The organism is Streptomyces sp. NPDC050264, assembly GCF_040655895.1.
Classification (GTDB): Bacteria; Actinomycetota; Actinomycetes; order Streptomycetales; family Streptomycetaceae; genus Streptomyces.
This window is the reverse complement of the sequence record NZ_JBFAKV010000017.1, coordinates 90,199-107,047: the sequence shown is the minus strand read 5'-3', so window position 1 is coordinate 107,047 and position 16,849 is coordinate 90,199. Positions and strand designations below refer to the sequence as shown.

17 protein-coding genes and 1 riboswitch are annotated in these 16,849 nt (G+C 70.5%); of the genes, 3 read left to right on the top strand and 14 right to left on the bottom strand.

Translation table 11 applies throughout. The features are described 5' to 3' along the window. Positions 1 to 21 precede the first annotated feature (21 nt). The gene (locus AB0J02_RS27760) at positions 22 to 1,164 is read right to left on the bottom strand and encodes a glycosyltransferase family 4 protein (RefSeq protein ID WP_363196495.1); all 1,143 of its coding nucleotides are present in this window, start codon (positions 1,162 to 1,164) and stop codon (positions 22 to 24) included. 143 nt (positions 1,165 to 1,307) lie between these two features. Between AB0J02_RS27760 and AB0J02_RS27755 the strand changes: the two genes are divergently transcribed. After that, positions 1,308 to 2,504, top strand: a complete 1,197-nt coding sequence (locus tag AB0J02_RS27755) for a sensor histidine kinase (RefSeq protein WP_363196494.1) — start codon at positions 1,308 to 1,310, stop codon at positions 2,502 to 2,504. Next, positions 2,498 to 3,175 carry a response regulator transcription factor gene (locus tag AB0J02_RS27750; protein WP_363196493.1) on the top strand — a complete coding sequence of 226 codons (678 nt, stop codon included), beginning with the start codon at positions 2,498 to 2,500 and terminating at the stop codon, positions 3,173 to 3,175. Before AB0J02_RS27755 ends, AB0J02_RS27750 begins: the two co-directional genes overlap by 7 nt. Before the next feature lie 29 nt (positions 3,176 to 3,204). On the opposite strand, the gene AB0J02_RS27745 is transcribed toward AB0J02_RS27750, so the two are convergent. The 11 genes from AB0J02_RS27745 to rpsB all read right to left on the bottom strand — a co-directional run bounded on the left by AB0J02_RS27745 (position 3,205) and on the right by rpsB (position 14,263). Further along, entirely contained in the window at positions 3,205 to 4,017 is an 813-nt protein-coding gene (locus tag AB0J02_RS27745) for a maleylpyruvate isomerase family mycothiol-dependent enzyme (RefSeq protein WP_363196492.1), read from the bottom strand. 9 nt (positions 4,018 to 4,026) lie between these two features. Further along, on the bottom strand, positions 4,027 to 5,076 hold the full coding sequence (locus tag AB0J02_RS27740) for an ABC transporter ATP-binding protein (RefSeq protein ID WP_363196491.1): 1,050 nt from the start codon (positions 5,074 to 5,076) through the stop codon (positions 4,027 to 4,029). Next, complete coding sequence (locus tag AB0J02_RS27735) at positions 5,076 to 6,689, bottom strand: iron ABC transporter permease (RefSeq protein ID WP_363196571.1); 1,614 nt, start codon at positions 6,687 to 6,689, stop codon at positions 5,076 to 5,078. Before AB0J02_RS27735 ends, AB0J02_RS27740 begins: the two co-directional genes overlap by 1 nt. Positions 6,690 to 6,754: 65 nt before the next feature. Beyond that, a complete protein-coding gene (locus AB0J02_RS27730; RefSeq protein WP_363196490.1) occupies positions 6,755 to 7,831 on the bottom strand; it encodes a thiamine ABC transporter substrate-binding protein in 1,077 nt (358 codons plus the stop codon). A gap of 80 nt (positions 7,832 to 7,911) precedes the next feature. Beyond that, positions 7,912 to 8,029: riboswitch (TPP riboswitch) on the bottom strand. A gap of 59 nt (positions 8,030 to 8,088) precedes the next feature. Beyond that, entirely contained in the window at positions 8,089 to 9,195 is a 1,107-nt protein-coding gene (gene rlmN / locus AB0J02_RS27725; protein WP_363196489.1) for a 23S rRNA (adenine(2503)-C(2))-methyltransferase RlmN, read from the bottom strand. A gap of 29 nt (positions 9,196 to 9,224) precedes the next feature. Next, entirely contained in the window at positions 9,225 to 9,404 is a 180-nt protein-coding gene (locus tag AB0J02_RS27720; RefSeq protein ID WP_363196488.1) for a hypothetical protein, read from the bottom strand. 89 nt (positions 9,405 to 9,493) lie between these two features. Continuing rightward, positions 9,494 to 10,675 (bottom strand): phosphatidate cytidylyltransferase, encoded by a 1,182-nt coding sequence (locus AB0J02_RS27715; protein ID WP_363196487.1) that lies wholly within the window; start codon positions 10,673 to 10,675, stop codon positions 9,494 to 9,496. 32 nt (positions 10,676 to 10,707) lie between these two features. Further along, positions 10,708 to 11,265, bottom strand: coding sequence for a ribosome recycling factor (frr, locus tag AB0J02_RS27710; protein WP_353944974.1), 558 nt, complete (start codon positions 11,263 to 11,265; stop codon positions 10,708 to 10,710). Between the two features lie 169 nt (positions 11,266 to 11,434). Next, on the bottom strand, positions 11,435 to 12,205 hold the full coding sequence (gene pyrH, locus AB0J02_RS27705; RefSeq protein WP_363196486.1) for a UMP kinase: 771 nt from the start codon (positions 12,203 to 12,205) through the stop codon (positions 11,435 to 11,437). A 162-nt stretch (positions 12,206 to 12,367) separates the two neighbouring features. Beyond that, complete coding sequence (gene tsf / locus AB0J02_RS27700) at positions 12,368 to 13,204, bottom strand: translation elongation factor Ts (RefSeq protein WP_363196485.1); 837 nt, start codon at positions 13,202 to 13,204, stop codon at positions 12,368 to 12,370. Between the two features lie 117 nt (positions 13,205 to 13,321). Continuing rightward, positions 13,322 to 14,263, bottom strand: a complete 942-nt coding sequence (gene rpsB, locus AB0J02_RS27695; protein ID WP_363196484.1) for a 30S ribosomal protein S2 — start codon at positions 14,261 to 14,263, stop codon at positions 13,322 to 13,324. A 292-nt stretch (positions 14,264 to 14,555) separates the two neighbouring features. On the opposite strand from rpsB, the gene AB0J02_RS27690 reads away from it, so the two are divergent. After that, on the top strand, positions 14,556 to 15,113 hold the full coding sequence (locus tag AB0J02_RS27690; RefSeq protein WP_363196570.1) for a M23 family metallopeptidase: 558 nt from the start codon (positions 14,556 to 14,558) through the stop codon (positions 15,111 to 15,113). Positions 15,114 to 15,253: 140 nt separating this feature from the next. Here the strand turns inward: AB0J02_RS27690 and AB0J02_RS27685 are convergent, their stop codons facing one another. After that, positions 15,254 to 15,811, bottom strand: coding sequence for a helix-turn-helix domain-containing protein (locus AB0J02_RS27685; protein WP_363196569.1), 558 nt, complete (start codon positions 15,809 to 15,811; stop codon positions 15,254 to 15,256). A 128-nt stretch (positions 15,812 to 15,939) separates the two neighbouring features. Then, positions 15,940 to 16,779, bottom strand: a complete 840-nt coding sequence (gene whiG, locus AB0J02_RS27680) for an RNA polymerase sigma factor WhiG (RefSeq protein ID WP_363196483.1) — start codon at positions 16,777 to 16,779, stop codon at positions 15,940 to 15,942. Positions 16,780 to 16,849: the final 70 nt, after the last annotated feature.

Here is a 16,849-nt window from a genome sequence, read left to right as displayed (position 1 = left end):
CTGAAGGGGTCGTACGGGGCGTCATCGGCCGAGCAGGTGGGCCAGCGCCGCGTACGACCTTTTCCAGTTCCACTCCCGGAGTACGCGGTCCCGCCCCTTGGCGCCCATCTCGCGCGCCAACTCCCGGTCGAGCAGCAGCCGTACGACGCGGTCGGCGACGGCGGCCGGCGACCGGCCGTCGACCACGTACCCGCTCTCTCCCTCTCGTACGGTCTCGGGCGCACCGCCGGAATTCCCGGCGATCACGGGCAGCCCGGCGGCGGCGGCCTCCAGGAAGACGATCCCGAGCCCCTCCACCTCCAGTCCGGCCCGGCGGGTGCGGCACGGCATCGCGAACACGTCGGCGGCGGCGTAGTACCCCGGCAGTTCGGCGTGCGCACGCCCTCCGGCGAACACCACGGCATCCAACACGCCGTGTTTCGCAGCGAGTTGTCGGACCCTGCGCTCGTACGGGCCCGCACCCACGAGCAGCAGCCGGGCCCCCGGCACCACGCGCCGCACCATCGGCAGCGCCTCCACGAGGGTGTCCTGCCCCTTGCGGGGCACCAGCCGGGCGGCGCACAGCACGACGGGCTCCCGCTCCCCGATGCCGTGCCGGGCGCGTACGGGCCACGGGTCGAGCCCCGGCCTGAAGGCATCGGCGTCGACACCGGGCACGAGCCGCGCGAGTTCCGTGCCCGGCGGCAGTACCGGCGCGATGGCCCGCCGCGTACGGTCCCCGAGGTACGTGACGACGTCCGCGCCCGCCCCGACGCGGCGCAGCAGGGCCCGGCTGCCCGGCGCCTTCGCCCACCACACCTCGTGCCCGTGCGTGGTGGCGACGACCCGGCGCACCCCGGCGTCGCGGCGCAGCGCCCCGGCGAGCAGCCCGAGCGGTGCCGCCGCCCCGAACCAGACGCTGTCGCAGCCGAAGCGGCGGGCCAGGGCGACGGCCCGCTCGGCGGTGCCGCGGGTGGGCAGCAGGGTGCGGGCGGCGTCCCGGACGACCGGGTGCGGCAGGCTCGGGTCGTACGCCTCGGCGCCGGGCTCCGCGGAGGCGTAGACGACGGTACTGTCCGCGGGGAAGCGGCGCAGCAGTCCGTCGACGAAGACCTCGATGCCGCCCTGCCGTGGCGGCAGGTCATTGGTGACGACGAGCGTGCGGTGGGAAACCGGTGCAGACATGTCCTCGACGCTAGGGAGCGGCGGATCCGCGCGCGTCGCCCGACGGGCCGCACCGACGCCTCAACCCGTGGCATGACAGCGCCGGGCGATCTCCACCCCCGCGGCGACGCCCGACCCGTCCGATGCCGGACACAATCGGAGGCATGAGCACGCCACACCGGACCGCCGCGGCGGCCTGGACGACCTGGACCGGCGCCCCGTCCTATCCGTACGTCACGGGCGCCGCGCTCACCGTCGGCACGCTCGCGGAGCTGACCGTCTACCCCGGCTCGCCCACCATGACGACCGCGATCCTGGTGTGCGCGGTGTCGTTGATGTGGCGCCGCGCCTGCCCGGCCGTCGCCCTGCTCACCGTCGCCGCCGCCCTGGTGAGCTTCGGCGCGGACACGGCCCTGTCGATCTCGGCGATGATCTGCGGCCCGATGGGCTGCTACGTCCTGGGCCGGCACCGCGTTCTGCACCCCGCGCTCCTGGTGGCCGGCGGTACCCTCGGCGCGCTCAGCGTGAATCTCGTGCACATCACGAGCTGGGCCCGGGTCGACCGCCTGCCGGACATACCGGCGTTCGGCCAGGCGGGCGCCCTGAGCCTGTTCACGGAGACGTTCGGTGTGTCGGCGTTCGTCCTGGCGGCCGTCGCGCTCGGCGACGCGGTCCGCTCCCGTGAGCGGGCCGAAAACGAACGGGCGCTGGCACAGGCCCAGTTGATCGCCATGGAGCGGCGACAGGCGGCGGAGGCGGAGCGGGCGGTGATCGCCCGTGAGCTGCACGACATCGTCTCCCACTCGGTGTCGATGATCGCGGTGCGGGCGGAGAGCGCCACGTACACGACCCCGGATCTGTCACCGGGGGCCCGCGACGGCTTCCAGCAGATCGCCGGCACGGCCCGCTCCTCGATGGCCGAACTGCGCCGCCTGCTGGGCGTGTTGCACGAGGACGGCGACGCGGCGACGGCCCCGCAGCCCTCGCTGGACCGTCTCGGCGACCTGATCGAGCAGCACCGGACGGTGGGCGGCGCCGCCGGGCTGACGGTGACCGGGGAGCGGGTGCCGCTGGCCGCCGCGTGGGAGCTGTCGGCGTACCGGATCGTGCAGGAGTCCCTGACGAACGTGCGCAAACACGCCACCGGGGCCCGCACCCGCATCGAACTCGCCTATGGGAGAGACCAGTTGATGATCCGCATCACCGACGACGGACCGGGGCCCGACGCGTCCTCCCCCACCAAGCCCCCGGGCCACGGCCTGCCCGGCATGCGTCAGCGTGCCGCCCTGGTCGGCGGCAGCCTGCGCGCAGGACCGGGCCGGGACGGCGGATTCGTGGTGGAGGCGGTGCTGCCGTGGTGACGGCGAGCCCTTCTGTCATCCGTACGCTGGTCGCCGACGACCAGGCGGTCGTGCGCACCGCCTTCGCCGGCCTCCTCGCGACCCAGCCGGACATCGAGGTGGTGGCGGAGGCCGAGGACGGCGCGGACGCCGTGCGGCTCGCCGCGGAGCACCGCCCCGACGTGGTGCTCCTGGACATCCGGATGCCCGGCACGAACGGTATCGAGGCGGCCCGCACCATCCTCGACGCGTCCGGAGGCGCGACGAAGGCGCTGATGCTGACGACGTTCGGGCTCGACGAATACGTGTACGAGGCGCTCGCGGCGGGCGCGTCCGGGTTCCTTCTCAAGGACGCCACGTTCCCCGAACTCCTGCACGCCGTACGGGTGGTGGCGGCCGGGAACGCGCTGCTGTCCCCGGAGATCACCAAGCGTCTGGTCGCCGAGTTCACGCGCCAGCGCGCCACCGCACCGCTGCACCGCAGCGTCGAGGGGCTCACCACCCGCGAGGCGGAGGTGCTCGTCCTGATCGCGCGCGGCCTGTCGAACGCGCAGATCGCCGACCGGCTCACCATCACCGACCACACGGTGAAGACCCATATCAACCGGCTCTTCGCCAAGCTGGAGCTGCGCGACCGGGCGCAGGCGGTGATCGCCGCCTACGAGACGGGCCTGGTCCGGCCCGCCTCATAGGGCCCGGTCACCCGTTCACGGCCTGAGCCTCACCCGAACGACGCCCGCTCCAGCCAGAAGTCCAGCAGCGACCGGTCACCGAGCACCTCGACCCGTCCGCTGTCGAGCGGCTCCCGCCGGTAGAAGGCGAGCAGCACGGCGGTCAGCGGGCCGCGCAGCGCGACGTCGGCCTTCGCGTGGTCGCGGCGCCAGACGACGCCCTCGTCACGCAGCTCGATCAGCCACTCGGCGGCCAGGTCCGGTGCGGTGTCGGTGGCGTGCAGGTGCAGGGTGCGCCCGTCGGACTTCAGCTCCTGGGCGGAGTCCCGGGCTTCGACGTCCTGGACGAAGCGCACGATCCGCAGCCACTCGTCGATCGCGTCGGCGGCGATCTCGGGCGCCACGGCGTAGTCGGCCTTCGTGGTGAGCGCCGCGTCGGCCCGGTGGATCACCGTCTCGTGGACCATCCGGCGGGCCCAGAACCCGGAGTCCTGCTGCCAGGCCCAGCTCCAGCAGGCGGTGTCGGGCCCGGCGGCGCGCAGCGTCTCCGCGAGGCGCCCGGCCCCGTCGCCGAGCCAGGTGCCGAGCGTGGCGGGGTCGCCGCCCGACGGGGCGCGGTCCGGCACCTCGTCCTCGGGCAGCGCCTCGGCCGCCCGGGTGCGTACCATCGCCTCGGCCCAGCGGTGGGCGCGGCCGACGTGTCCGGCGAGTTCGCGCAGGCTCCAGTCGGGGCAGGTCGGCACGGTCGCGGAGAGGTCGACGCCGGCCAGATGCTCCCTCAACAGCCCCGTCTGCACGATGATTTCGTCGCAGAATCGGTCATGGGAGAGCTGGCCGGTCGGTTGCGGCGCGGGTGTCGTCATGCGCCGACCCTACGTAGCCGGTCCCCCGCCCAGCACCACGATTTCCGCCGCGTCGAAGGCGACGCCCACCTCGGCACCCTGCTCCGGCGCCTCGCGCAGCGCGCAGGCCGCTTCGAGCCGGGGCCCGTCGCCGGGCTGCAACCGCAGGGCGACATGCGTGCCGCGGAAGGTGCGGGCGGCGACGGTGCAGGTCACCTGGGCGTCGGCGGCCGCGACCAGGCGTACGCCCGCGGGCCGTACGAGGATCGTGCCGGGGCCCGGCGGCGAGCCGGGCGGCACCGGCACCTTGCCCCAGGGGGTGTCCGCGGCGTCGCCCGAGACCGACACCGTGGCCTCGACGACGTTGTCGAAGCCGAGGAAGCGGGCCACGAACTCGTCGGCCGGGTGCCGCCACACGTCGAGGGGCGTGCCGGACTGCGCGATCCGTCCGTCGCGCATGACGACGACCCGGTCGGCGAGCGCGAAGGCCTCGCCCTGGTCGTGCGTGACGGCGAGCACGGTGGTGCCCAACTCGCCGAACAATTCCCGCAGTTCGACGACGAGCCGCTCGCGCAGCGACCGGTCGAGCTGGCCGAGCGGCTCGTCCAGCATCAGCAGCCGGGGCCGCGGCGCGAGCGCCCGGGCGAGCGCGACGCGCTGCTGCTCACCGCCCGACAGTGCGGCCACGGCCCGCCGCTCGGCGCCCGGCAGACCGACGAGTTCGAGCAACTCCCCCACACGGGACGCCTGTTCACCGCGGCTCGCGCCGTGCATCCGCAACCCGAAAGCGACGTTGCCGCCGACGTCCCGCTGCGGGAAGAGCTGGTGGTCCTGGAACATCAGGCCCACCCCCCGCTTGTGCGCGGGCACCCCGCCCTGGTCCTGTCCGCCCAGCAACACCCGGCCCCCGTCGAGAGGTTGGAGGCCCGCGACGGCCCGCAGCAGTGTCGACTTGCCGCTGCCGCTGGGTCCCAGGACGCACACGATCTCGTGCTCGGCGACCTCCAGGTCCACGGCATCGAGGGCGGCGCGCCCGCCGAACCGTACGGTCGCTTCGTCGAGTGCGAGCAAGGCCGCCATCAGAACTCCCCGGTCGAGGCCCGTGCGGGCCGCATACGTTCGAGCAGCAGCAGGGAGACGGCGCAGACGACCATGAGGACCGTCGACAGGGCCATCGCCTGCCCGTAGTTGAGGTCACCGGCCCGGCCGAGCAGCCGCGCCACGGCGACGGGCAGGGTCGGGTTGTCGGGCCGCGCGATGAACACGGTCGCCCCGAACTCGCCGAGGGACACGGCGAACGCGAACCCCGCCGCGACCAGCAACGCGCGGCGCACCATGGGCAGATCGACCTCCCGCCAGGCCCGCAGCGGCGAGGCCCCGAGCACGGCCGCGGCCTCCCGCAGCCGCCCGTCGACGGCCCGCAGCACCGGCAGCATGGTCCGTACGACAAAGGGCACGCCGACCAGGGCCTGCGCGAGCGGCACCAGGATCCAGGACGCCCGCAGGTCGAGCGGCGGCTTGTCGAGGGTGATGAGGAACCCGAAGCCGACGGTCACCGCGGACACTCCGAGCGGCAGCATCAGCAGCGCGTCGAACCCGCGCACGAGCCGCCCGGCCCGCCGGGTCAGCGCCGCTGCGGCGAGCCCGCCGATCACCAGCGCGATGGCGGTGGCGGCGAGCGCGTACTCCAGCGAGTTCCCGATGGCGTTGATGGGCGGCACGAGGAAGGTGCCGCCGTCGGCGTCGCCCAGCGCCCGGTAGTACGCGAACCCGTACCCGCCCGGAGTGTCGAGCGAGCGCTGCACGAGCACGCCCAGCGGCAGCAGGATCAGCACGACGACGGACGCCAACACCCCGCCCAGCAGGGCCCACTGACCCGCGCCGCGCGGTCGGCGCGCGGTGTGCGCGGGGTCGACGAGCCGCAACGCGCTCTCCCGCCGCCGCACGGTCCAGGCGTGCACTGCGAGGATGAGCCCCACCGCGACGAACTGCACGATCGTCAGGACCGCCGCGGTCGACAGGTCGAAGATCTGCGCGGTCTGCCGGTAGATCTCGACTTCGAGGGTCGAGTAGCCCGGCCCGCCGAGGATCTGCACGACCCCGAACGACGTGAACGTGAACAGGAAGACCATGAGCGCCGCGGCCGCCACGGCAGGGCCGAGCGCGGGCAGCGTCACCGTGCGCCAGGCCGCGAACCGCGAGGCGCCGAGCATCCGCGCGGCCTCCTCCTGCCGCGGGTCGAGCTGCGCCCACAGCCCGCCCACGGTCCGTACGACCACCGCGTAATTGAAGAAGACGTGCGCGATCAGGATCGCCCACACCGTGGTGTCGAGCCGGACGCCCCACAACTCGTCGAGGAGCCCGCCCCGGCCGACCAGCGCCAGGAACGCCGTCCCCACGACCACGGTCGGCAGCACGAACGGCACGGTCACGACGGCCCGCAACACCTGCTTGCCGGGGAAGTCGAGCCGGGCGAACACGTACGCGCCCGGCAGCGCGATCAGCAGCGTGAGCGCGGTCGAGGCGAGCGCCTGCCACGCCGTGAACCAGAGGACGTGCCGGATGTCCGACTCCCCCAGCACGTCCACGATCCGCCCGAACTGCCAGGCGCCGCCGACGTGCAGCCCGCGCCGGACGATCGCGACGACCGGATACGCGAAGAAGAGACCGAAGAACACGACGGGCACGACCATCAGACCGAGCCGCGCCACGCTTCCGGAGCGGCGTACGCGGACCGCGCGGGTCTTCGCTCCTCGCGCTACTTCCTTACGAGCGATGTCCACGACTTGACCCAGCTGTCACGGTTGTCCGCGATCTTGCGCGGGCTCATGGTCTCGGGATCGTCGACCCGCACGGCGTACTTCGTGTAGTCGGCGGGCGCGGTGGCGTTCCCGGTCACCGGGTCGACGAACATGTTGAGCGGCATGTCCTGCTGGAACTCCTTCGAGATCAGGAAGTCGAGGAGCGCCCGGCCGCCCTTCTCGTTCTTGGCCCCGTCGAGCAGCCCGGCGAACTCGATCTGCCGGAAGCAGGTCCCGGTCGAGACACCGACCGGCGACGTCTTGGGCTGCGGGTCGGAGTAGATGGCCTCGGCGGGCGGCGAGGACGCGTACGACACGACGAGCGGCCGCTCGCCACCCGCCTTCTTGCCGCCGGCGCTCCCGCTGAACTCCTCGTTGTACGCCTGGTCCCAGCCGTCGACGACCTTCACACCGTTGGCCACGAGCTTCTTCCAGTACCCCTGCCAGCTGTCGTCGCCGTACCGGGCGGCGGACCCGAGCAGAAAGCCGAGACCCGGCGAGGAGGTGGCCGCGTTCTCGGTGACGAGCAGATCCTTGTACTTCGGCTCGGCCAGATCGGCGAAGGACGACGGCGGCGCCAGCTTGTGGTCGGCGAAGTACTTCTTGTCGTAGTTGACGCAGATGTCGCCGCTGTCGACGGGAGTGACGCGGTTCTTCCCGGCGTCGAGCTGATACGCGCTCTTCACCTGGCCCAGACCCTTGGCCTTGTAGGAGGCGAAGACGCCGTTGTCGAGCGCCCGCGACAGCAGGGTGTTGTCGACGCCGAAGAAGACGTCACCCTGCGGATTGCCCTTCGACAGGATCGCCTTGTTGACGGCCTGCCCCGCGTCACCGTCCTCCAGGACCTTCACCTGGTAGCCGGACTTCTTCTCGAAGTCCTTCAGTACGTTCTTGGAGACGGCCCATGAGTCATGGCTGACGAGGGTGACGGACTTGGAGTCCCCGCCGGAGCCCGCGTCGTTCGACGACCCGCAGGCCGACAACGTGACCAGACCGAGGCCCACGGCCAGAGCCACGCAACTCTTCTTGCTCACCGAAATTCCTCCTGGAGTGACCAGGAGAAGACGCGGCCCTGCCCGGAGACCTTCGAAGATCTCCGGGCAGGGCGCAACAGCATGAGTGATGACCGAACTTCCTACCCGGAATGACCCGGGCGAGGTTCAGAGGGTCTGCGGCCTGCCATTGGTCTGGTGCCGCACTCTCAGCGCTGTGGCGCTCCCCTGTCGGAATATGAAGATGTAGAAACTACTGCACTACTGCACTACTGAACGCAGAACTACTGACGTCCAGGCTACCGCTCGGTGGCGGCGAGCTGGCCACACGCCCCGTCGATCTCCTGGCCACGGGTGTCCCGGACGGTGACGGGCACCCCGTGCGCGGCGATCGCCTCGACGAAGGCCTTCTCGTCCTCGGGCCGGGACGCAGTCCACTTCGAGCCCGGGGTCGGGTTCAGCGGAATCAGGTTCACATGCACCGGCTTGCCCTTGAGCATCCGGCCGAGCCGGTCACCGCGCCACGCCTGGTCGTTGATGTCGCGGATGAGGGCGTACTCGATGGAGAGCCGGCGCCCCGACCTGGCGGCGTACTCGAACCCGGCGTCGAGCACCTCCCGCACCTTCCACCGCGTATTGACCGGTACGAGGGTGTCGCGCAGCTCGTCGTCGGGCGCGTGCAGCGAGATGGCGAGGCGGCACTTGAAGCCCTCGTCGGTAAACCGGTTGATGGCGGGAACGAGCCCGACCGTCGACACGGTGATACCGCGCTGCGACAACCCGAGCCCGTCCGGCTCGGGGTCGGTGAGGGCGCGGATGGACTGAACGACACGCTTGTAGTTGGCGAGCGGCTCGCCCATGCCCATGAAGACGATGTTGCTGAGCCGCGCGGGCCCACCGGGAATCTCGCCGTCACGCAGCGCCCGCATCCCGTCGACGATCTGGTGCACGATCTCGCCGGTCGACAGGTTCCGGTCGAGCCCGGCCTGCCCGGTGGCGCAGAACGGGCAGTTCATCCCGCAGCCGGCCTGGGACGAAATACACATGGTGACCCGGTCCGGGTACCGCATCAGCACCGACTCGACAAGCGTGCCGTCGAACAGCCGCCACAGCGTCTTGCGCGTGGTGTCCTGGTCGGTCGACAGATGCCGTACGACGGTCATCAGCTCGGGAAGCAACGCCTCCCGCAGCTTCTCGCGCGAACCGGCGGGGATGTCGGTCCACTCCGCGGGATCGTGCGCGAGCCGCGCGAAGTAGTGCTGCGACAGCTGCTTGGCGCGAAACGGCTTCTCACCGACCGCGGCAACGGCTTCCTTCCGCTCGGCAGGCGAAAGGTCAGCGAGGTGCCGCGGCGGCTTCTTGGCTCCGCGGGGGGCAACGAAAGTGAGTTCTCCGGGCTTAGGCATGGCTCACCCAGTGTCGCACGCAACCCCGATCAGTTGAGAATCGCGCCGATCAGCAGGGCGACCCGGGCCCCGTAGTTCTTCCACCGGTGGCCCATCCGGCAGTACAGCCGCGGCCTGCGCCGTCCGCCCTGGTCGATGAGCGTGTCGCACCACTTGCACGGCATGTCACCGCTGTAGGTGCCGTCCTTGTCCCGTCTGGCCCGCCCCATGGACTGGACCATATGACAACGGGCCCCCACCAGAAGGCGGGGGCCCGTACCGGATCGGCAAAATCCGGGAGGCCGGTTCAGGATCCCGTTCAGGACCCTACGAACAGCACCAGAAGCAGCCACACCACCGGCGCGGTCGGCAGCAGTGAGTCGAGGCGGTCCATGATGCCCCCGTGCCCGGGGAGCAGGGTGCCCATGTCCTTGATGCCGAGGTCCCGCTTGATCATGGATTCGCCCAGGTCACCGAGGGTCGCGCTCGCGGCCACGAAGAAGCCGAGGATCAGACCCTGCCACCAGGTGCCGTCGTCCACAAGGAACTCCATGCACAGCACACCCGCCGCCATCGCGAACGTGACGGCGCCGACCAGGCCCTCGCGGGTCTTGCCGGGGCTGATGCGCGGCGCAAGTTTGTGCTTGCCGAACCGCCAGCCGATCGCGTACGCCCCGGTGTCGCTGACCACGGTGAGGATCAGGAACGTGAGGACGCGCCAGGCCCCGTCGTCCGCGGTGAGCATCATCGCCACGAAGGTCGCGAGGAACGGTACGTAGAACGCGGCGAAGACCCCCGCCGTGACGTCCTTCAGATAGCCCTCGGGCGGCTCGGTCATCCGCCACACCAGGACGGCGAGCGCGGTCAGCGCCATCGCCACCCAGGCGCCCTCGGCGCCGCGGACGTATCCGGCGACGACCATCGCCGCCCCGCCGACGGCGAGCGGCACGAGCGGAGCCTTGATGCCCTTGCGCTCATCGAGCCGCGAGGTCAGCTCCCACAGGCCGACGACGACGGCGACCGCTATCACGCCGACGAACACGGCCTTGACGATGAACAGCGACGCGATGATCACCACGCCGAGCCCGACGCCGACTCCTATGGCCGCCCCGAGGTCCCGGCCGGCGCTCTTCTTCTGCTTCGGCACGGAAGGCTGCGGCTGCGGCTGCGAAGAAGCGGCCGGGGCAGGCTGCGGCGCGGCGCCGGGCATGGGCTCCGGCGGCGTCTGCGGGGTCGTCGTCTCGTCGCGGAACAGGGGGCCACTCAGCCGAGCGGCCCCCGGGTCGACGTCCTGGTCCCCGTCCCCACCACCAGTGGGCACGTCGGGCATATCGGGCACGATAGGCATGGGCCGAGTCTCCTCAACCGCGTGCCGTTCGTACGCGGGACCCGCCGGGGCGCGCCCCTGGTCGTACGAGGGCCCCTGACCGTAGGCGGGCCCTTGGCCGGCAGGCCCCCAGTACCCGGGCTCGGACGGCGTCCCCCAGGAAGAGTCGTTCACGGATTCCTCGAACCTCGATGTTCCGCGCTGGCTCAGACTTCGAGCAGCTCGGCTTCCTTGTGCTTGAGCAACTCGTCCACCTGGGCGACGTACTTGGCGGTGGTGTCGTCCAGTTCCTTCTCGCCGCGACGGCCCTCGTCCTCGCCGATGTCGCCGTCCTTGATCGCCTTGTCGATGGCTTCCTTGGCCTTGCGACGGACGGAACGGATGGACACCTTGCTGTCCTCCGCCTTGCTCTTGGCGACCTTGATGTAGTCGCGGCGGCGCTCCTCGGTGAGCTCGGGGAACGTCACTCGAATGATATTGCCGTCGTTGCTCGGGTTGACGCCCAGGTCGGAGTCCCGGATCGCCTGCTCGATGTTGCGCAGCGCGCTCTTGTCGAACGGGGTCACCACGGCCATCCGCGGCTCGGGAACCGAGAACGAGGCCAGCTGGTTGATCGGCGTCAGTGCGCCGTAGTAGTCGGCCACGATCTTGTTGAACATCGCCGGGTGCGCACGACCGGTGCGGATCGCGGCGAAGTCCTCCTTGGCGACCACGACGGCCTTCTCCATCTTTTCCTCGGCCTCGAGGAGGGTCTCTTCGATCACCACTTGCTCCTGCGTGTCTTGAGTGAGGCCCGGCTTGCACGGGGGCGGCCGGCTGCGTCGCGTGTCTGTTTCCCGCGCGGTTTCCTGCGGTGTCCTTGCACGGTGTCCGACCGGCAGGACATTGTCCATCCCTCGCGGGCCCTCGCGAAGGCCCGTACGGACATGAGGTTCAGGCGCGGGTGCCCTGGTCGCCCACGAGCGTCCCGATCTTCTCACCCTTGACGGCCCGGGCGATATTGCCCGACGTCAACAGCTCGAAGACGAGAATGGGCAGCTTGTTGTCGCGGCACAGAGTGATCGCGGTCATGTCGGCGACCTTCAGGTCGCGCGTAATGACCTCGCTGTAGTTGAGCGCGTCGAACTTCACGGCCTCGGGGTTCGTCTTCGGGTCCGAGTCGTAGACGCCGTCCACGCCGTTCTTGCCCATGAGGAGCGCCTCGGCGTCGATCTCCAGGCCGCGCTGCGCGGCGGTGGTGTCCGTGGAGAAGTACGGCATGCCCATACCGGCGCCGAAGATGACGACGCGGCCCTTCTCCAGGTGGCGCACGGCGCGCAGCGGGATGTACGGCTCGGCGACCTGGCCCATCGTGATGGCGGTCTGCACGCGGCTGTCGATGCCTTCCTTCTCCAGGAAGTCCTGGAGGGCCAGGCAGTTCATGACGGTGCCGAGCATGCCCATGTAGTCGGAGCGGGCCCGGTCCATGCCGCGCTGCTGCAGTTCGGCGCCCCGGAAGAAGTTGCCGCCGCCGATGACGACCGCGATCTGCCACCCGTCGCGGACCACGGCCGCGATCTCCCGGGCGATCGCGTGCACCACGTCGGGGTCGACACCCAGACCCCCGCCCCCGGCGAACGCCTCGCCGGAAAGCTTCAGCAGAAAGCGGCCCGCGCCTTTGCCGTCGTCGCTCTTGTCACCGTTGTCGGCCTGGGTGGTGGTCATGGAGTTCTCCTCGTGGTGCACATACGAAGGAGGCCACTGCCGGTGGGGTGTTCGCAACCCATGCGCGGCAATGGCCTCCTCGTCACATCTGCGGCCGTCCGGCGCGTACCCGGACGGCTGCTGTCGACCCTAGCGGGGTCTCGCGGCTGTCGCGGTACGGACTCAGATGCCGACCTTGATGCGCGAGAAGCGCTTCAGGGTGACACCGGCCTCCTGGAGGACCTTCTCGACGGACTTCTTGTTGTCGAGGGCGTACGGCTGACCGAGCAGCGTCGCCTCCTTGAAGAACCCGTTGACGCGACCCTCGACGATCTTCGGGAGCGCGGCCTCGGGCTTGCCCTCGGCGCGGGTGGTCTCCTCGGCGACACGACGCTCGGACTCGACGACCTCGGCCGGAACGTCCTCACGGGAGAGGTACTTCGGCGCGAAGGCGGCGATGTGCTGCGCGACGCCCTTGGCGATCTCGGCGTTCTCCTTGTCGAGCTCGACAAGAACACCGATCTGCGGGGGCAGGTCGGGCATCGTGCGGTGCATGTACGCGGTCACGTAACCGTCGGTGAACTGCGCGAAGCGGTCCAGGACGATCTTCTCGCCCAGCGTGGCGTTGGCCTCGTCGACGAAGGCCTGGACGGTCTTGCCGGCCTCGATCTCGGAGGAGAGCAGCGCCTGGAGGTCGGCGGGGGTCGTCTTGGCGACGTGCTCGGCCAACTGGTTGGCGACCGACTGGAACTTCTCGCCCTTGGCGACGAAGTCCGTCTCGCACTTCAGCTCGACGATGACACCGGAGGTGTTGTCGTCGGCGATGAGGGAGACGACGGCACCGTTCTCGGCGGAGCGGCCCTCGCGCTTGGCGACGCCCTTCTGACCCTTGATGCGCAGGGCCTCGACGGCCTTGTCGACACTGCCGTCGGCCTCGTCGAGCGCCTTCTTGCAGTCCATCATGCCGGCGCCCGTGAGCTCGCGGAGCTTCTTGACGTCAGCGGCGGTGTAGTTCGCCATGATCCTGGTTTTCTCTCTACGAAGTCTGAAGTCGAAGGTCACGGGTGAACGGCGGGGGCCGAAATGGCCCCCGCCGTCACCTCATGAAACCGGTGTTGATCCCGGTACCCGTACGGGTCAGGCCTGCTCGGCGTCCGCGGCCGGAGCCTCGGTGGCGGCGGCCTCGGCGACCGGAGCCTCCTCAGCGGCCGGAGCCTCGGCGGCGGGCGCCTCGGCAGCGGGGGCCTCGGCGGCAGCAGCCTCGGCGGCCGGGGCCTCCTCAGCCTTCTCGTCGGCCTTCTTCTCGCCCTCGAGCAGGTCGCGCTCCCACTCGGCGAGCGGCTCGGCGGCGGCCTTCTCGCCCGGCTTCTGGTCGCCGGTCGCAGCGCCGGAACGGGCGATGAGGCCCTCGGCGACGGCGTCGGCGATCACGCGGGTGAGCAGGGTGACGGAGCGGATCGCGTCGTCGTTGCCCGGGATCTTGTAGTCGACCTCGTCGGGGTCGCAGTTGGTGTCGAGGATCGCGACGACCGGAATGTTGAGCTTCCGGGCCTCACCAACCGCGATGTGCTCCTTCTTGGTGTCCACGATCCAGACGGCGCTGGGAACCTTGGACATCTCGCGGATACCGCCGAGGGTCTTCTCCAGCTTGGCCTTCTCGCGCGAGAGCACGAGAAGCTCCTTCTTGGTCAGACCGGACGCGGCGACGTCCTCGAAGTCGATCTGCTCAAGCTCCTTGAGGCGCTGCAGACGCTTGTAGACGGTCGAGAAGTTGGTGAGCATGCCGCCCAGCCAGCGCTGGTTCACGTAGGGCATGCCGACGCGGGTCGCCTGCTCGGCGATCGCCTCCTGCGCCTGCTTCTTCGTGCCGACGAACATGACCGTGCCGCCGTGGGCGACGGTCTCCTTGACGAACTCGTAGGCGCGGTCGATGTACGACAGCGACTGGAGCAGGTCGATGATGTAGATGCCGTTGCGCTCCGTGAAGATGAAGCGCTTCATCTTCGGGTTCCAACGACGGGTCTGGTGACCGAAGTGGACGCCGCTTTCCAGCAGCTCCCGCATCGTGACGACGGCCATGGCCGTACTCCTTGTGTGTTCTCGGTTGTTTCCTGACGCCCCGCTGCGCGCCTGCCGCGTACGTGAGTACGGGACCGAAGGACGCTGACACCGAACCGGTAAGGCTCTGTGTTGGGGCGTGCGAAGTCGATCCGGTGGCCCGGATCGCCACATGAAGTGTACGGGACCCGCGAGGTAGGGGGTGACGCCGCTGTCCACAACCGCCCGGTACTCCACGTTTCCCGGCCATGATCCCCCGAAATCCACTCGTCCGTGGATCGTCGGAGCCATGAGAAAACTACTCTGCGTGACGCTGACTCTGCTTGTCTGCGCCCTGCCTCACCGTGCGCTCGCGGCAGGCTCCCGGTTCTGGCCGGTGGGCGACCGCCCGGCGGTGGTACGGCCCTGGGCCCCGCCGGCGACTCCCTACGGACCCGGCCATCGTGGCGTGGACCTGGCAGCCCCGATCGGCGCCCCGGTCCGCGCGGTCGCGGCCGGCCGGGTCGTGTTCGCGGGCGATGTGGCGGGCCGGGGCGTGCTGTCGGTGGAACTGGCGGGCACCGGGAATCCGCCCCTGCGCACGACATACGAACCCGTGACGGCGATGGTCGAGAAAGGCGCGCAGGTGGCGCCGGGCGACCCAGTGGGCGTTCTGCAACTCCCGACCGGGCACTGCCCGCCCGCTTCCCCCTCGTGCCTGCACTGGGGCCTGCTGAGAGGCGCCACGTACCTGGACCCGCTGTCGCTGCTGGACCCGTCGCAACTGCACCGTGACCCGGCGAGGCTGCTGCCGGTATGGGGATGGCCCCAGCCCGGCCTCTGGCGCTCCGCCGACCGTTGGGAAGACCGAGCGGGCGAGAGCCGACTCTGAGCGCCGAGCAACTCCTCGACGGACGTCCGCAGCAGCTGCCTCACGCGGAACAGCCTTACTGGGAACGGCGCTATGACGAACGGCGCTACGACGAACGGCCTCTTGCTGAACAGCCCCGGCATCGAGGAGCGAACCGGGCCTCAGCCCTGAATACCCCGCAACGCCATCCCCACGGCCGCGTCCACGATCACACCCGGATCCTCCGCGGCCCCGAGCTCGATCCGCCGCACCGCCGCGTCCACCACGCCCTGCAACAACATCGCGGCGAGCCGAGGCTGCTCGTGCCCCATCTCCGCGAGCGCCTCGACGATCATCGCGACGAGCCCGCCGTGGGCGGCGCGGATCTTCTCCCGAGCCCCGGCGTCCAGCTCGCTCGCGGAGATCGCCACCACAGCGCGGTGCCGCCGGTCCCCGACCAGGGCCAACTGTTCCCGCACATACGCCTCGACTTTGCCCTCAGGCGTAGCTGCCCGCGCCATGCCGTCCTCGACCTCGGCGGCCCACACCGGGAAGTCGACCTCGCACAGCTCCTCGACCACTGCGGCGCGGGACTTGAAGTACTCGTACACGGACGACCGCGCGAGCCCCGTCCGCTCGGCCAGCGCGGGGAACGTCAGCGCCTCCGTCCCGCCCTCGGACAGCAGGGAACGCGCCGCGTCCAGAAGGGCGCCGCGCTGCATCGACCGGTGCTCGGCCACAGAGGCCGCTCGAATCCTTGGCACGTCTCCACTTTACGGACGCCCCGCCCGGGACGGGAGTCGCACCGGCCACCCGACGCGGTCCGCACGGCAGGGACGATTCGCCTCCGCCAGCGGTCTCAGGCCGCTCACCGGCCGAAACTGGCCAGCTTCGCCCGCAGCTGCAGCACCGACTTCGTATGGATCTGACTGACCCGGCTCTCGGTGACCCCGAGCACGTTGCCGATCTCGGCGAGGGTGAGGCCCTCGTAGTAGTAGAGCGTCACCACAGTCTTCTCCCGCTCGGGCAACGTCGTGATCGCCCGCGCCAGGAACCGCCGCAGTTCCCGGTCCTCGGCGACCTCCACCGGATTGTCCGCCGCACGGTCCTCGAGGGTGTCCATGAGGCTGAGCCGGTCGCCGCCCTCACCGCCGACGTGCAGCAGCTCCTCGAGCGCCACCACGTTGGCCAGCGACAACTGGCTGAAAACGGCGTGCAGTTCCTCCAGCGCCACGCCCATCTCCTCGGCGACCTCGGTCTCCGAGGGGCTGCGCCGCAGCTTGGCCTCCAGCGTCGCGTAGGCCCGCTCCACATTGCGAGCCTTCTGCCGCACGGACCGCGGGATCCAGTCCAGGGCCCGTAGCTCGTCGATCATCGCCCCGCGGATCCGGGTGATCGCGTACGTCTCGAACTTGATCTCGCGCTCGATGTCGAACTTCTCGATCGCGTCGATCAGCCCGAAGACGCCCGACGAGACGAAGTCGGCCTGCTCGACATTGGGCGGAAGCCCCACGCTGACCCGGCCGGCGACGTACTTCACCAGCGGCGAGTAGTGCAGGATCAGCTGCTCCCGCAGCCGCTCGTCGCCGGTCGCCTTGTACGACCTCCACAGCTCCTCTAGGGAGGAGGGAGCCGGAGGCCGCACGCTGGAGCCGCGGGCGGCGGGAGGGACCGCCGCCCGGTCGGATCCGGAGGTGTGCTGTGGCATGCGCCGCCTTGTGCCGTTCTGCTGCGTACCGAGTGAGTCGGACAGGGAGTCGGGGAGGGTGGCCGAGGTT

Bases quoted from the DNA above. Each gene is read 5' to 3' on its own strand.
- AB0J02_RS27760 (WP_363196495.1), bottom strand. From the start codon at position 1,164: ATGTCTGCACCGGTTTCCCACCGCACGCTCGTCGTCACCAATGACCTG.
- AB0J02_RS27755 (WP_363196494.1), top strand. From the start codon at position 1,308: ATGAGCACGCCACACCGGACCGCCGCGGCGGCCTGGACGACCTGGACC.
- AB0J02_RS27745 (WP_363196492.1), bottom strand. From the start codon at position 4,017: ATGACGACACCCGCGCCGCAACCGACCGGCCAGCTCTCCCATGACCGA.
- AB0J02_RS27740 (WP_363196491.1), bottom strand. From the start codon at position 5,076: ATGGCGGCCTTGCTCGCACTCGACGAAGCGACCGTACGGTTCGGCGGG.
- AB0J02_RS27735 (WP_363196571.1), bottom strand. From the start codon at position 6,689: ATGGTCGTGCCCGTCGTGTTCTTCGGTCTCTTCTTCGCGTATCCGGTC.
- rlmN (WP_363196489.1), bottom strand. From the start codon at position 9,195: ATGCCTAAGCCCGGAGAACTCACTTTCGTTGCCCCCCGCGGAGCCAAG.
- AB0J02_RS27720 (WP_363196488.1), bottom strand. From the start codon at position 9,404: ATGGGGCGGGCCAGACGGGACAAGGACGGCACCTACAGCGGTGACATG.
- pyrH (WP_363196486.1), bottom strand. From the start codon at position 12,205: ATGACCACCACCCAGGCCGACAACGGTGACAAGAGCGACGACGGCAAA.
- tsf (WP_363196485.1), bottom strand. From the start codon at position 13,204: ATGGCGAACTACACCGCCGCTGACGTCAAGAAGCTCCGCGAGCTCACG.
- rpsB (WP_363196484.1), bottom strand. From the start codon at position 14,263: ATGGCCGTCGTCACGATGCGGGAGCTGCTGGAAAGCGGCGTCCACTTC.
- whiG (WP_363196483.1), bottom strand. From the start codon at position 16,779: ATGCCACAGCACACCTCCGGATCCGACCGGGCGGCGGTCCCTCCCGCC.